This window comes from Planococcus sp. TJ-201 (assembly GCF_058268495.1).
This window is the reverse complement of the sequence record NZ_JBZDOG010000004.1, coordinates 133,932-148,834: the sequence shown is the minus strand read 5'-3', so window position 1 is coordinate 148,834 and position 14,903 is coordinate 133,932. Positions and strand designations below refer to the sequence as shown.

13 protein-coding genes and 1 tRNA gene are annotated in these 14,903 nt (G+C 40.4%); 2 read left to right on the top strand and 12 right to left on the bottom strand.

Annotated elements, in window-relative coordinates; genetic code table 11:
- Nucleotides 1-30 precede the first annotated feature (30 nt).
- From AC4EG4_RS11370 to AC4EG4_RS11325, 10 genes are all read right to left on the bottom strand, one after another.
- Complete coding sequence (locus tag AC4EG4_RS11370; protein ID WP_490987875.1) at nt 31-2,028, bottom strand: NACHT domain-containing protein; 1,998 nt, start codon at nt 2,026-2,028, stop codon at nt 31-33.
- A 387-nt stretch (nt 2,029-2,415) separates the two neighbouring features.
- Nucleotides 2,416-2,515, bottom strand: a tRNA-OTHER gene (locus AC4EG4_RS11365).
- Between the two features lie 21 nt (nt 2,516-2,536).
- The gene (locus AC4EG4_RS11360; RefSeq protein ID WP_490987874.1) at nt 2,537-3,328 is read right to left on the bottom strand and encodes a hypothetical protein; all 792 of its coding nucleotides are present in this window, start codon (nt 3,326-3,328) and stop codon (nt 2,537-2,539) included.
- A gap of 39 nt (nt 3,329-3,367) precedes the next feature.
- Nucleotides 3,368-3,598, bottom strand: coding sequence for a hypothetical protein (locus AC4EG4_RS11355; RefSeq protein ID WP_490987873.1), 231 nt, complete (start codon nt 3,596-3,598; stop codon nt 3,368-3,370).
- A gap of 28 nt (nt 3,599-3,626) precedes the next feature.
- Nucleotides 3,627-3,935, bottom strand: a complete 309-nt coding sequence (locus tag AC4EG4_RS11350) for a hypothetical protein (RefSeq protein WP_490987872.1) — start codon at nt 3,933-3,935, stop codon at nt 3,627-3,629.
- Nucleotides 3,936-4,128: 193 nt separating this feature from the next.
- Nucleotides 4,129-4,806 carry a hypothetical protein gene (locus tag AC4EG4_RS11345; RefSeq protein ID WP_490987871.1) on the bottom strand — a complete coding sequence of 226 codons (678 nt, stop codon included), beginning with the start codon at nt 4,804-4,806 and terminating at the stop codon, nt 4,129-4,131.
- 342 nt (nt 4,807-5,148) lie between these two features.
- On the bottom strand, nt 5,149-6,468 hold the full coding sequence (locus AC4EG4_RS11340) for a short-chain fatty acid transporter (protein ID WP_490987870.1): 1,320 nt from the start codon (nt 6,466-6,468) through the stop codon (nt 5,149-5,151).
- 182 nt (nt 6,469-6,650) lie between these two features.
- The gene (locus tag AC4EG4_RS11335; RefSeq protein ID WP_490987869.1) at nt 6,651-6,878 is read right to left on the bottom strand and encodes a hypothetical protein; all 228 of its coding nucleotides are present in this window, start codon (nt 6,876-6,878) and stop codon (nt 6,651-6,653) included.
- Between the two features lie 28 nt (nt 6,879-6,906).
- On the bottom strand, nt 6,907-7,158 hold the full coding sequence (locus AC4EG4_RS11330; protein ID WP_490987868.1) for a hypothetical protein: 252 nt from the start codon (nt 7,156-7,158) through the stop codon (nt 6,907-6,909).
- Between the two features lie 210 nt (nt 7,159-7,368).
- Complete coding sequence (locus AC4EG4_RS11325) at nt 7,369-10,167, bottom strand: EAL domain-containing protein (protein ID WP_490987867.1); 2,799 nt, start codon at nt 10,165-10,167, stop codon at nt 7,369-7,371.
- Nucleotides 10,168-10,457: 290 nt separating this feature from the next.
- Here AC4EG4_RS11325 and AC4EG4_RS11320 point away from each other — a divergent pair, with 290 nt between their 5' ends.
- The gene (locus AC4EG4_RS11320) at nt 10,458-10,823 is read left to right on the top strand and encodes a PH domain-containing protein (RefSeq protein ID WP_490979211.1); all 366 of its coding nucleotides are present in this window, start codon (nt 10,458-10,460) and stop codon (nt 10,821-10,823) included.
- A 105-nt stretch (nt 10,824-10,928) separates the two neighbouring features.
- Nucleotides 10,929-12,032, top strand: coding sequence for a DUF4236 domain-containing protein (locus AC4EG4_RS11315; protein ID WP_490987866.1), 1,104 nt, complete (start codon nt 10,929-10,931; stop codon nt 12,030-12,032).
- An 83-nt stretch (nt 12,033-12,115) separates the two neighbouring features.
- Here AC4EG4_RS11315 and AC4EG4_RS11310 read toward each other — a convergent pair whose 3' ends face one another.
- Together AC4EG4_RS11310 and AC4EG4_RS11305 are read right to left on the bottom strand one after the other, a co-directional pair.
- Nucleotides 12,116-12,646: a YdeJ family lipoprotein gene (locus tag AC4EG4_RS11310; RefSeq protein ID WP_490988042.1), complete on the bottom strand. Its 531-nt coding sequence runs from the start codon at nt 12,644-12,646 to the stop codon at nt 12,116-12,118.
- A gap of 194 nt (nt 12,647-12,840) precedes the next feature.
- On the bottom strand, nt 12,841-14,874 hold the full coding sequence (locus tag AC4EG4_RS11305) for a beta-galactosidase (RefSeq protein ID WP_490987865.1): 2,034 nt from the start codon (nt 14,872-14,874) through the stop codon (nt 12,841-12,843).
- Nucleotides 14,875-14,903: the final 29 nt, after the last annotated feature.

Below are 14,903 nucleotides of genomic sequence, written 5' to 3'. Positions count from 1 at the left end.
GAGCGAATTTCATAGAGTTATTATCAACCTTTAAAAATCATACAAATCATTATATTCTTCTTCAAATGTTTCTTCTAACATTTTTTGATAAAGATTTGAAATTTCTTCAAAGTCTATAGCTATCTTTCCATAATTACCTATTTCTATAAAATCATTAACTAGTTCATAATACTTGAATGTATTTAATATAGAGGATTTATCATTATTTAGAATTGTTCCCTCTGTGTCTATTGAGTTAAGTAACATGGCCATTTCGGAAATATCTTGTTTTACTTCCTCTCTAGTAGACGAATATGAAATACTTTTAAAGGATTTAGAAGCTAGTAATTCTATAATTGAATAGTTTAATTTTTCATAAAAAATCAATAGAAATTTTGTGTTATAGTCGATTGCTGCTCCAATATTTTCATAACCAGCTATCAATCCTTTATAATTTTCTTCTATAAATTTCAAGCCTAGATCAATTTCTTCATCAAAGTTTTTCATTACTAACTCTTTGTCCTGTACAGTGCTTATAGAGTCATTATTTTTTTTAATTGGTATCAAAAAAAATTGTTTTCCGAAAGTATAATGCATTCGCTTTTTTAAATAGTACTCGGGAATTTCAGAAGTAAAAGGTTCAAAACTTTTTTTATGTGAATTTACTTGTTCTGAAAATAAATATATAATCGATTTTTCAAAGCTCTTATAATCTACATCGTAACAGAGATCTAATATATTTAAATATTCGTTAAAGTTCTTGCTATTATAAATATTCGTAAGAATTAATTGTTGCTTGTCCTTGGTGTCAGTACAGATGTATAGTGCTGAAAAATACTCCTGTAATGATTTATGCTTCCATCTGAAAAAATTACCTTCTTCATAAAAAAGGGGCACACTAGATACTAAGTCTCTTAAGAATAAGCTTTCTTTAAAGTCAATTTTTGTTTGATTCTTAGCTTGAGTTAAATAATTAATTATTTCATCTTTTCCATACTCTACTTTTCCTTCTTTAATAGTTAAAAAGGCTGTAGTTCTTAAAATTGTGTGAAACTCTTCTATATCTAATTCCGAGTGCTTTTCATGGATATAAGCCCCTCCTTTAGTTAAATCATGGTTCTCAAATAATGCATCAAAAACTTGTCTGTAGAATATACTCTTTTTATATGAAATCGTTTGTTTATATTCGTACCCTTTATATAGTAAAGAAACCATTAAAGGATTTATTAAAAACTCTTTTAAACTTTCTCCGTGAGTATTTCCCTCGAGCAGGTCAATAATTTGGACAGCCAAATTGTTACTTTTGTCATATTTCTTAAGTAAATTGTAAGCTTCGTCTTTATTTAAGGGTTTAATATTAAATTCGTAAAAGTCTGTAAAAGATACTATTGCAGAGTTTGGCCTCGAGGATAGTATAAACTTATTATTAGATGCCTTTGAAATAAAACTCTGAAGGTCTTCTGTTACTTCAACTCGACTATTTAAAGGTACCTCATCATAGCCATCTAGATAAAAAATGAAGTCTCCTTTATGAATTAATTCCAATATAAATTCTTTGTCATATTCTTCATGAAGAGGATTTAATTCTTTAAACAATTCGTCAATAACAGTGTTATTTTTAGATAGTTTTCTTAATTCTATAAAAACTGGAAGACCCAAATTTAACTCAATACTTTTTCTGAACATCCATTTCAGCAAAGTAGATTTCCCCATCCCAGCAGAATCAGTAATTAATATTTTATTAAACTCAGTAAAAATTCCCGAAATATTATTATTTATTACAATATCAGTAGTTTCTTCTTTTGTTTTTAAAGTGAGAGGGATGTATAAGTCTTCTATTTTTTGTGGTACATTTCTAAAAATAATTGTATTCATATAGCTATTTTTCTTATATGTTCTTTCCAAATATTCAGTCATTTTAGACTTTAAAGTATATTGAGTAATTTTCTTTCTAATCCCTAAGTTTTCCGTGAGATTTTCAACTTTTGGAGCTAGCCAAGTTGTTACAACAGGAGCTACTATATCTGTTATTATACCTTCTGAGAACATCCAATTTAATCCCCTTCTAATTTGAATTTGAGTTGAAGTAATAATAAAGATTTTTATTTTATCTAGCCATGTCATTCAGTATAAACGATTTAATAAAAATTGATTTTAAACTCTCACGAATCTATTCGATATTCAATACTTTGTTTAATACACCTACTTTCATTTCTTATCATTTCGGATTTCTAAGGACATAAAACTTATTATTTACATTAAAACAGGACTTTTAAAAAAAACAAATCTTTCATACAAACAAGTTTACTTCTGAGGTTTAGAACTATTCATCTATATTATTAGTTTTTTTGTCTTAAACATTTTTCTATTCTCTTTTAAACATACAAAACCGCAGCAAGAACCTTACTGATGTCCAGCTGCGGCTTCAAAAATTTAAATCTGGCTGTGGATTCGAACCACAGGCTCCCCCTTCATTGATTCACGAAACTTTCATGAGCCAATGGAGGGGGGTGCTTTACCACTAAGCGAACCAGATAAATATGAGTTAATTGTAACTTTATTCCTTCAACTCTACAATCCTATTTATTACTAATTTTGAATCTTCTTCTCGTATCCCATAGTTAGATTTTAAATCGCTCTTAATTGCCTTTTCCATTCTATCTATATTATTTAAATATTTATTATATTTTTTCATCTCTATCAAATTAATAATTTCTTCTAATTGGGGGCTAGAAAATTCACAAAACTTTAGCGCTAATTTTTTAACTGCTCTCGAATATAAAAGAAAATCGTCAAAAGTGATTTCTTTGAATTTATTAGGAGCATTTAAATTAGTATAGTTAGATTTTACTTTTGCATTCTTCGTTATATGCTGATGTTGTTTATTAACTTTATTAATAAGATTTTCATCTTTACTATGTAAGGTGGAATTTCGAACAAGTCTATAGTAATCACAAATACCATATTCTAATATTTCTTCTTTTTTACTATTACCTATTACTGCTTTAAAAGCACTTTCAAGCCTTGCTTCTTTCTCCTTCTCCTCCCATGAATCTCCTTTTATTTTTCTGTACTCACTTTTAAAACCCACCAGGAATTCTTCAAAACACTGGGAGACTTGAGTTATATAATTACTTGCTATAATTGAATTGAATTCTTGTGGAATGTCATTGAAATCAACTCTGATTCCATACTTTTGAGATTTCTCTTTTAAAAACATATTAAAGTTTTCTTGTTCTTCGGAATGATATATAAAGTCTCTTTTGGCTACTTCACTCAGCTCTATAATAGAGTCTAAGTAACCTAATTCTCTTATTAGCTTTGTATAAGATCGATAAGTAAATTTCATATCTTCCTCCACATTATAAATTGTTTTTTATATTTTATTTCATGAAAATATCAGTAAATACTTGATATCTCTCGCATAGCGTTCATTGAGCAAAGGCTCTGCCAGGTTGTTCGGAATGTAGTTATGCAGATAAGCACAGGAGCTTAAGTTGATGGATGTATCTTCGTATAGGGCTTCATTGAAATTCTCAAGATAGCGTTTATAGGACAGCGATTGATAAGACGGATGAACGGTTTCGCGTTCCCGGCCCTCCCAGGTAAGTTCTAACAATGCCGTCCCCTTCAGCCAGTTGCGATTTCTACCATTGTTTCAGTTCGACGATGACAGCGTTTTGCCGGCCGGTCTTGTCTTCCCCGGTAATCAGGAAATCAATGCGTTTTTCAGTGGAAGGCAACTTGTATTCCAGCAGCACGTGGGTGCCTTCCTTCAAATCGGCGTCCCGCAGAATCTTGGCCATTTGCGGCAAAGAGTTGGTCCACGAACGGATTTCGCTTGGCGATACGGAATGGTTCATCTTTTCCTGCACCTTTTCAAGGAGCACAGATTCGATGCGCTGTTCCAGCACATGGTTAATAAATTTTGAAGAGCTTTCGTTGTAGATAATCATGAGGTGCTCCTCTCTCCTATATATGTAAAATACTGTATGAAACTTATTTTTAGTTTAGCATTATTTAACTATGTCGGCATCAATTATTCGCAATATTATTGCAACTTACATCATATTTCTATTTAGAAAGCGTTTCTGAGCAAAAAGACCTCAAACAAGAATTTTCTTGTTTGAGGTCAAAGTTTTATTTCACTTAGTTGTTTACTTCAATTGTATGCGAAGCTTCTTCTCCTACAGTTTCAAAATTACTATCCGTAGGAGCTGAAATACGCAGTTCAATACTTTCAAGTTGATCTACTGTTGAATTCTTTAAGATATATACATTGTGGCCTTCATGACGAACTTGTCCTAAGTATTCCCCATCAATATATTCAGACAGGAGCATATCAGGCTCTAATTGTTCCTTAGTGTTGGTAATCGCAACGGCTTGGCCAAGGTAAAAACTCACATCTTCTTCAGATGTGTTTTCTCCAGCAAACTGAACTGTAAAAGCATGGACCTCATCTCCTACTGCCACTTCGAAAAGATCGGCTGTCGCTTGGTCTTTTGGTTCAATGATCTTCAACTGAATTCCAGGGATCTCGTATTTCATCGGACCTATTTCGCCGGTAATACCCAACTCTTTATTCGTGTAAGTATTTGTGGCTTTCATGCTGTCATCTTCCTGTACATCTTCGTCGACTTCCACAGCTTCTTCGACTTCTTCTGTTTCTTCTTCAGTCTCAGATTCCTCGGTTTCTGCAGCTGTTTCTTCCTCACTAGCAACAGTTGTCGTGTTTTCAGACTCCTCGTTAACTTCTGTAGTATCAGATCCACACCCGGTTAAAACCATAGAGCTGATTACAATTGGAACGAACCATTTTTTTATCATAAGTCAATTTCCCTCCGTTTTTAGATAGTAGTTGATAACTTATACAACCATTACAACGGCTTTCGCCATTTTAAGAAGGAATACTAAAGAATTTTAATTGCTAAACTATTCATAGTAAAAAGCTATTCTTTTTTTCATTTTTCAACCTTCTATAGGTAAATATACTATACTAAAGAAAGTATTACCATATATTTTCACCTGTTATTATATATACTTACTAAAATTTGAGTTAGACAGTAGAATGGTTTTATTAATAGCTTCTTTCTCATTGTTTCTCTTTACATACAACAATACAAAAATGACCTTGCCTGTTTTAGGCAAGGCCGAAATCAACATTTTCATTTACAAAAACAACAACCCAAGCCCAATCACAACACCGCTGACAAACAACACAATCAGACAGAAGCCCATGATGTCTTTGGCTTTGAGCCCGGCGATTGCCAGTGCCGGCAATGCCCAGAACGGCTGGATCATGTTCGTCCAAGCGTCTCCCCAAGCGACAGCCATTGCGACTTTAGCGGTGTCGCTGCCAAGCATTTCGGCCGCTTCCAGCATGATTGGCCCTTGAACGGCCCACTGTCCGCCGCCGGAAGGGACGAAGAAGTTGACGAGTCCTGCGCTTAAAAAGGCGAAAAGCGGAAAGGTCTCAGCCGTAGAAATGCTGACGAATGCATCCGAGATGACCGCTGCCAAACCGGATGCTGTCATCATCCCCATGATTCCTGCATAAAACGGGAACTGGATGATGATACCGCCCGCTCCTTTGACGGCTTCTTGAACCGCCACCAAGTATCTTCTTGGCGTCCCGTGGAACAGGATTCCGAGGAACAAGAACATGAAGTTAACCAAGTCGAGCGTTAACGCAAAGCCATTTTGAATGAAATAATAAGCGACAAATGCAACACCCAGAATACCGATGATGGCAGATAGGATCCAGCTGTTTTCCAGACGTTCTGCCGGGGTCATGTCCGATTTCGCCGGTTGCTCCTCGGCTACAGGTTCCACCAGCACTTTCGGATCGACGACCACGGTTTCTTCTTTTTTCGGCATCATCAACCGGTTTAATAAAGGAAGAATGATAACTAAAGCCGCAATGATAATTAAGTTATAGCTCGCAAAAATCGTTTCTCCTGTTGGAATAATGCCGATTTGGTCCATGAATGGATGGCCGTCTGTCGCAATCGACAGCGGAATCGAACCCGAGAACCCAGCATGCCAAATGATAAATCCAGAGTAAGCGCTTGCAATTAACAGCCGGTAATCGACATGGTCCACGCGTTTTGCCAATTCTTTCGCAAATAACGCACCGATGACCAACCCAAATCCCCAGTTGATCCAGCTCGCTGCGAGTGACACCAAAGTTACCCAAATGATGGCGCTGCCCGGCGTCTTCGCAAAGCTCGCCAGTTTGCCGAGTCCCTTTTTGAAAATCGGGCTGCTCGCCAATACAAATCCGGTTACCAGCACGAGCACCATTTGCATAGAGAACGCTAATAACGCCCAGAATCCTTCACCCCAGAAGGCGACCATTTCAACAGGCGTCGAACCGGTCAATCCCAAGCCCATGCCGAACACTACCAACGTCAAAATTATGACGAACAAAAATGGATCCGGCAAATAGCGTTCCATCAAATTATTGGAAAAACGAATAATTCCTTTCATCCTCTTACACTCCTTTGTTAGCGTTTTCATTACCTTTCTAATGCTACCTCATTTTGCCGCTTGGGTGCGGATAAATTGAAATTTTTTGATGATTTCTGGGACCTTTTGGTTATTTCCGCAACGCATCCAAGAATCCGAAACAAAAAAAGCCTTCGGAGAGCAATTCGAAGGCTTTGTTGCATTCACGTAGTATTCTTGTTTTTTCTTAGAAGACTCAACACCAAGGCGATGACCAGCAAAAGAGCGCCGACAAAGACCAGCAGGATCATAAGAAAGGCTAAAAAGTAAGCAAATCCTTCTCCTTGCCCAATCAGCACCGTAAAGTCCGGAACACCTCCTAATGCAATAAACACCAAAGGCAGAACGACTAGCAAGAGCCCGGTTAGTGCCATTTTTTTAGGTTGTCTCATCTTACTCCTCCTCAGTTTTTAGTCTTTCTTATGTATGTTTATCTTGCTGCCTGCTCCTTCTCCATCCAGTAACAATCAACTTAATCGCTAGAACGGTGAGAGTGGCGATTAATACAAGCCAGAGAATGTATTCCCCATACCCCATATCACTGTTTTGATAAAATGCGTTTCCCATCAGTGCCGCTAAAAAAGCGAGGAAAACACTCAAAAACGGGTCTGCTTTCTTCGTTAGTATCGGTCCTTTCAACCAAGTCGCCAGTCTATTCTTTTTGTTTTCCATAGAGTGCCCCTTTGTTCTTTTTTTCTTTCCACCAAGGTTAAATATCGAATAGCGAACCTGTCCAGAAAGCTTCTCATTTCACTCATACCCTTCTCGTTCAACTGGAAACTAATTGTTAATATTGGACCTTTTTTAATTTGCCTGATCGACAACATGCTCTGATCAATTTAAAAAAGATTGGACAAGTCACTCTGTCCAACCTTTCGCTATTCACTGGGATATCTTAGGATCGACTGTTGTCTTAACCGTAATTTGGTCAATATACTTTTCCAATGCTTTGGCTTCTAGCGGTTTGCTGTAGTAATACCCTTGGATGTTAAAGCAGCCTTTGGTCATCAGATATTCCAGCTGCTCTTTTGTCTCGACGCCTTCCGCAATGATCTTCAATCCCAAATTTTGTGCCAGGGTGATGATCGTGTTCGTAATGGCTGCATTGTGCTTATCTGTCAAAATATCAAACACAAAAGAGCGATCGATTTTCAAGGTATCAATCGGGAAGTTTTTCAAATAGCCCAGCGATGAATAGCCTGTACCGAAGTCATCCAATGCGATTTTAACGCCGAGCGTTTTGATTTCTTTCATTTTTCTTAACGTTACTTGTGTATTTTTGAAAATTTGATTTTCTGTCAGTTCGATGTGCAAAAACTCCGGAGCAACCCCCGTTTCGGTGAGGATGCTGTCAATCATGGAGACCAAGTCCTCTTCTTCAAATTGCCTGCCGGAGAAGTTCACGGACACCGTCATGTGGGAATTTCCCTTAGCATGCCAGAGTTGAAGTTGTTTACAGGCATTCAACAGCACCCATCTTCCAATCGGTACAATCAACCCGGTCTCTTCCGCCGCCGGGATAAAGTCAATTGGAGAGACCATGCCTCTCGTTGGGTGATTCCACCGAAGCAAGGCTTCTGCTCCAGTAATTGCGTTGGTTCTACTATCGATTTGTGGCTGGTAGTGAATCAACAGTTCTTCGTTTTCCAGAGCTTTGTACAATTGATTTTCCAAGAAAATGTTCTCCAGATTCCGTTCGCTCATTTCACTTTGGAAGAAGTGGTAATGTGTGCCGGACTTTTCTTTTGATTTGTACATGGCGGCATCTGCATTTTTGATCAACTCTTCAGCTGTGTCTCCATCTTTTGGAAACACACTGATGCCGATGCTGGTTTTAATGTGAACTTCATTTCCTTTTAGCGAAAACGGGTGGGTGAACGACTCCACTAGCTTATTCACCAGGCTCAAGACTTCGTTGTTCTCCATGAATCCTGGCAAGATGATGGTGAATTCATCGCCTCCTTGCCGTGACACAAATGCATTGTCCGGTACATTGGCGCGCAGCCGATCAGCGACATCTTTCAATAGAATGTCTCCATAGCTATGGCCCAAACTGTCATTGATCAGTTTGAAGCGATCTAAATCCAGATATAACACCGCCACTTTTTGTCCCAAAACGGTCGCATTCCCGATTTCTTTTTTCAAAAAATCATTCAGCAAGACCCGGTTTGGCAAATCAGTGAGGTTGTCATAATAGGCTAAGTGACTGATTCTGTTTTCCAGCTGCTTTCTCATCGTGATGTCTCTGAATGTAACTACGTGGCCAATAACCTGGCCGTTTTCTTTAATAGAAGAAACTACATGTTCAACAGAAAATGGCTGGCCATCTTTCTTATAAAACTTCAGTTCTTCTTCCAAAGGAAAAGAAGTACTTGGAAAATCTTCGGATTTGTTCAAAAGGATCCCATAGGACTGCCCGATCAGTTCAGTTTTGCTGTAGCCTAAGGTGCAATGTGCAGCCCGGTTGCAAAACGTGATCTTTCCAGCTAAATCCAGACCGAAAATACCTTCTTCCACCGAGTTCAAAATCAGCACCTTTTCTCGTCCCATATTCTCGAGCTCTGTAACTGCATTTTTTAGTTCATTGTTCTTTAGGAGAATTTCGGAGGTTCGTTCTTCGATCAAGGCTTCCTGTTTCTCCATATACAACAGATTGGAGAGAGTTGAAGCAGTAGCGTCTGCTATGGATTGAGCCAGTTCGATGTCTGATTCGTAAAAGACGTCTTTATTTTTATTGAAACTTACCAGAACCAAGGCACCCAAGACTTCACGCATCGTTACAAAAGGAAGCATCAGCATCGATTCAATCCCAAATGATTGGCAAACTTCCTGATTGACCCGTGAGTCTTTTGTGACGTCTGCAATGTGCACGGGTTTTTTCGTACGGACCACTGCATCAAATACGGGATCATTGGAAAGATCAAACTGCAATTCAGTATGCTTTTCCAACCATGCTTCTTTTTCCCACTCACTCTTCGCACTTAAACTAGTCGGTTTGATTTTTGCGCCCGCTACAGGGTCCAATAAATGGACGCCGATATTATCATTTTTCAGGACTTTCCCAATATAGTGGAAACATTTGTCCATAACAGTCGCTACCGAAGAGCTCATTGACAAATCCCACGTTAAATCCAAAAGCAATTGTTTTTCGGCAAGTACGCTTTCTTGGTCCTTAAAGTTGTTGGCGTTGCGAATCGCTACTGCCGCCATGCTGACGTAAGCTTCGACAGCTTGTATTTCATCTTCTGTCAGATCCATCGGAATTCCGTAGTCAAACAGAAAAACAAGCCCAAACAGTTCCCCTTCGTATGAAATGGGCATTGCCAATAAAGACTTGATGCCGAATCCGGCAACGGCTCTCGGATCCGGTCGATCGTCTTTTGATGTATCCGGTATATAGATGGTTTGTTGAGTTTCAATAACTTCCTTCGCCAATAAATCAAAATCTGTATCCACCACATGCATATCGAGGGTCATGCCATTGATCACTTCCGGTTTCCCTACATATCCACGGAACGTTCCGTCTTCCTGCGGCAAGTAAATGCCAACAGAATCGCATCGTACCACTTCTTCGGATATGGCCGTTATTACATGTTCCAGCAAAGGACGCAATTCAAACTTGGTATTGATCAGTTTAGTTATATGTGCCAACCGGGAATACTTGGTTTGTTGATTCTCCATAAACAGAGCCCTCCATTCTATTTCCTGTCGATACAGCAGATTATCACCAAAAGACATTAAACTACTTCAGGTCAATTAGGTATTTTATATTGTAAAATAATTACTTTTAATAATTCTATTGTACCTCATAAATTGTATAATTAAATAGTCGTTTGTGTCTAACAGAAAATATATAAATATTAAGAACGCCGATGAGACAGCCTGTCAAAATGACATGCAGCAGCTAATGCTTACTATTAATTCCAACATATGAGAAACTATTGGAAGAAACAATAAGGAGGAATTTTTTTATGGCAGATTTAAACGCAATGATGGCATGGACGTTCACCCAGGAAATCGATGTACCTGCATCGGTCAACGATTTGTTGATTGCTGGGGAAGTGGCACAAATAGCTTACAAAACGGTACGAGACACAGCTGTTGTGACGAACAAGCGCATCATTATTTCTGACAAACAAGGATTGACCGGAAAGAAAGTAGAGGTTTACACAATTCCATTCAAATCGATCACCATGTACTCTTCGGAAAATGCCGGAACCTTCGATTTGAACACAGAGCTGGAGCTTTGGACAACAGCCGGCAAGTTTAAATTAAATTTGGCTAAAAAAGTGGATATCCGCAAACTTGATAAGGTTATTGCGGAGGCAATTCTATAAGCTCGATTACCAGTCCTTCGATCACTATCGAAGGACTTTTTTACTTTATCTCCTCTTCCTTTATTTGGTTATAGCATTTACAATTTAAGTAAAGGGGTGAATTGCATGGCGATTAAGTTTAGAAAAAGTTTCAAAGTGGCTCCGGGTATGCGCATTAACGTTTCCAGCAGAGGGATTGGTGCAAGCGTTGGTGTGAAGGGGCTCCGGTATTCGGTAAATTCGCGTGGGCAACGCCGAACAACTGCGAGCATTCCTGGCACAGGGATATCGACAACAAGATCTAGTTCAAGCAGAACCTACAAAAGTGCCGCTCAACAAAACAGACAGGCTCTTGCCAGGCAGCAGAAAGAAATTGCCAAGCAAGAAGAAATTGAAAGAGCCAAATACGAAGTACAGGTTTATGAAAACAAAATTGAGTTGATTCATTCGATCCATAAAGAATGTGACGATTATTTTGACTGGTTTGACATCAGCCGTTCCAAGCATCCTCATCATACAAAAGACATTGGGTATCATGAGTTGGAAGCCCAAGAAAAATTAACTTCTTTCAAGCCATCTATGGTGCAGAAAATGCTGAAAACAGCAGATAAAGAAGAAGAGAAATTGCGTCAGGAAGTCTCTCTGGCAAGAGAAAAAGATGCGGAAGAAGCGAAAGAACTCATTCGGACAACTCGCTTGGCCAACCGTATTTTGCAGCAGGACACCGATGCTTATCTGCAGGTGATTGAAGACCTTTCGCCGCTGGATGATTTGCTGGAATTCGGAAGCGGATTTGAATTTATTATTGAAGATCCTAAAACTCTTGAAGTTGAGTTTAATGTCCATTCCAAAAACGTGGTCCCTTCAGAACAAAAATCTCTAACGAAAACCGGCAAGCTCACAGTAAAAGAAATGCCGAAAACGAAGTACTACGACATCACCCAGGACTACGTCTGCAGTTGCGCAATCCGCATTGCCCGGGATATGTTCGCCATCCTGCCTTTTGATACGGTCGTAGTTCATGCAATGGACGAAATTTTGGACACGTCAACTGGAAGAACCGAAGTACTGCCGATTCTTTCTGTTCGTTTTGATAAAGCTACGTTGAACTCTTTGCATTTCGAAACTATCGATTGTTCAGACTCCATGGTCAATTTTCCACACAATATGAAATTCAAGAAGACACAGGGGTTTTCTCCCGTCGAGAAAGTTCAGCTACCTCAAACCTAAAAAGAGACTCGCTTCATTAATAAAAAAAGATTGGACAGGTAACTGTGTCCAATCTTTTTTTGCTTCTACTAAATCCCCTCGACCTATTCTTGAATTTCCAAAACTTCAATCAAATCGATGACTTTTTCTTCTTCTCCTGGATTGATCTCTACAAGATCTGCACTTTCAATGATATCGTTGTAAAATTCCTCACCGGCAGGATATTGGCCGTCCCAACGCAATGGTACATTGTAAATATTGATGTTACCATCTCCATTGCTGCTGTAGGTTACGGACCCGTCCACTAAGCGTGATCCTGCCAATTGGATGACCGGTTCAAGATACGCGGCGCTCGTGTCATCGTCCGGATTAAGCGGTGTGCCTGCAAGGATAGATTGGACATACAAGCCGTCTATCTCCTGATTTGGCCCAAGCTGCAGCCACACTCTGGCGTACTCGATTTGCTCGCTGGAATACTGAGACAAGGCATCTGCCGAATCGGTTCTTTCTGCTGTTGCGCTTTCTTCCGGTTCTCCTCTGGCTTTTGAAGCGTCCATAATTGGCGCATCCTCTTCACCGCAGCCAGCCAACAACAAAGCTCCACACATATAAAAGACCTTCCCGAAGTTCCTCATCTGTTTCAACTCTCCTCTCCTTTAATCCGAATAACTAAGTTACGTGTACATTCTACAGCGAAAGCTCGTTTTCCTGCCCTCAATCATTCCAACTAAACAACAGAAAAAGCCCACCTGAACGGCATCTCCATTGTCAGATCAATCGCTGACAACTTTGGTGCAGTCCACATGGGCCAATATTTATTCAATTGATTTTACACTTTTGCTAAAATCAACACGCCTTTTTCTTTCAATACCAGATTTCCGCTCACGTGTGCGTCTGTCAGCACTTCTTTATACTGGCTGTCCTGCAGCTCGATCGTGACTTCATCGTTGTTGTGGTTCAACACGAACAAGAAGGTTTGGCCGTCTTTTACGCGCTCGGTTGTTTCGACGCCTGCCGGTACGTCAAGCAATGGCTCGACCCCTGCTTCTTCACAGACGGTTTCCAGGAAGTCGACCAGGAAGTCCGCGTCCGGGCTTGAAGCCACATACCACGCTTTTCCTTTTCCGAATTTGTTGACGGTCAGGACTGGCATGCCTTTGTAAAAGTCAGAGCCGTATTCTGCAACAGCTTCTGCGCCTTCTGTATGAATCAAATCAAACAAGAGATTGCATGAATACTTGCCGCTCAAACTTCCGCGGGATCCTTTAACGACGATCTGATTGGTTTCATCTGGATGCAACGCGTCAATTTCTTCTGCCCAAATGCCAAGGACATTGCGCAGTTCACCCGGATAGCCGCCGAGTGTGACAATGTCGGTTTCGTTGACGATGCCACTGAAGAATGTCGTCAGGAAGGTACCGCCTTTTTCGACGAACTTCTCGACTTTCGCTGCGTAGCCTTCTTTGACCATGTACAAGACCGGTGCAATGACGACGTCGTATTTGCTCAAGTCTTCTTCGACGCCGATCATGTCGACTTGGACATTCAATTTATACAGCGCGTCGTAGTATTTATGGACTTCGCTGACATAGTCGAGCGATACGGAAGGTCCGCTTGATAGTTCCGTCGCCCATCGGTTTTCCCAGTCAAAGACGATCGCCACTTTGGCGTTGACCCGTGCATCGAGCAAAGTATCCGATAATCCATTTAATTCTTTCCCTAATTGGGCAACTTCGTTAAAGACGCGCGTGTGTTCATGCCCGACGTGTTCAATGACCGCTCCGTGGTATTTCTCACAGGCCCCGACTGAACGGCGCAGCTGGAAATACAGAATCGTATCTGCTCCGCGGCCGATTGCCTGGTAGCTCCACAAGCGCATAACGCCGGGACGCTTCAAGGAGTTGTACGGCTGCCAGTTTTGCTGGCTCGGCGTTTGCTCCATCAGCATGAACGGCTGCCCGCCTTTTAAGCCGCGCATCAAATCATGCGTCATCGCGGTGTAGCTGAATGGCGTATCGATCGCCGGGTAGTTGTCCCACGACACAACGTCCATTTCTTTTGCCCATTTAAAGTAGTCCAGCATCGGGTATGTACCCATCAAGTTGGTCGTAATCGGGATATTGGTTGGCACGTGCTTGCGGATCGCGGTGTATTCCAACTTGTAGCAATCCAGCAAACTATCCGACTGGAAACGGCGGTAATCGAGTGAAATCCCTTGGAAGTCTGAGACATTGTCTTCGCGTTCTTCGCTCAACATATTCGGTGCCACGATTTCATCCCATTCGTAGAATGTGTGTCCCCAGAAGCCGGTGTTCCACGCTTTGTTAAGTTTTTCAAGCGTTCCGTATTTGTCGCTCAACCAGCCGCGGAAAGCATCCTGGCAGTTGTCGCAATAGCAATAGCCACCATATTCGTTGGATACGTGCCAAATCAAAACAGCCGGGTGGTCTTTGTAGCGCTCTGCTAGTTTCTCAGCAATTTTCTCGGAATACTTGCGGTACGTTGGGCTGTTCGGGCATGAGTTGTGACGGCTGCCGAATTTGCGTTTGCGGCCGTAAAAATCAACGCGCAATACGTCCGGATATTTTTTCGCCATCCATGCTGGATGTGCCGCTGTACTGGTTGCCAGGCATGTGTAAATGCCGTTTTCGTACAAGCGGTTGATTTTTTCATCAAGCCAGTCAAAATTGTACATGTCTTCATTCGGCTGGTTGAGTGCCCATGAAAAGACGTTTAATGTGGCCACATCAATGCCAGCCAGTTTGAACATGCGGACATCTTCGTCCCAAATTTCTTTCGAATCCCATTGTTCCGGGTTATAGTCCCCGCCGTGCCAAATCTTCGGTAATTTATCGTTAATCATTTTTTCCATCCTCTCTCTTTTAAACTTTG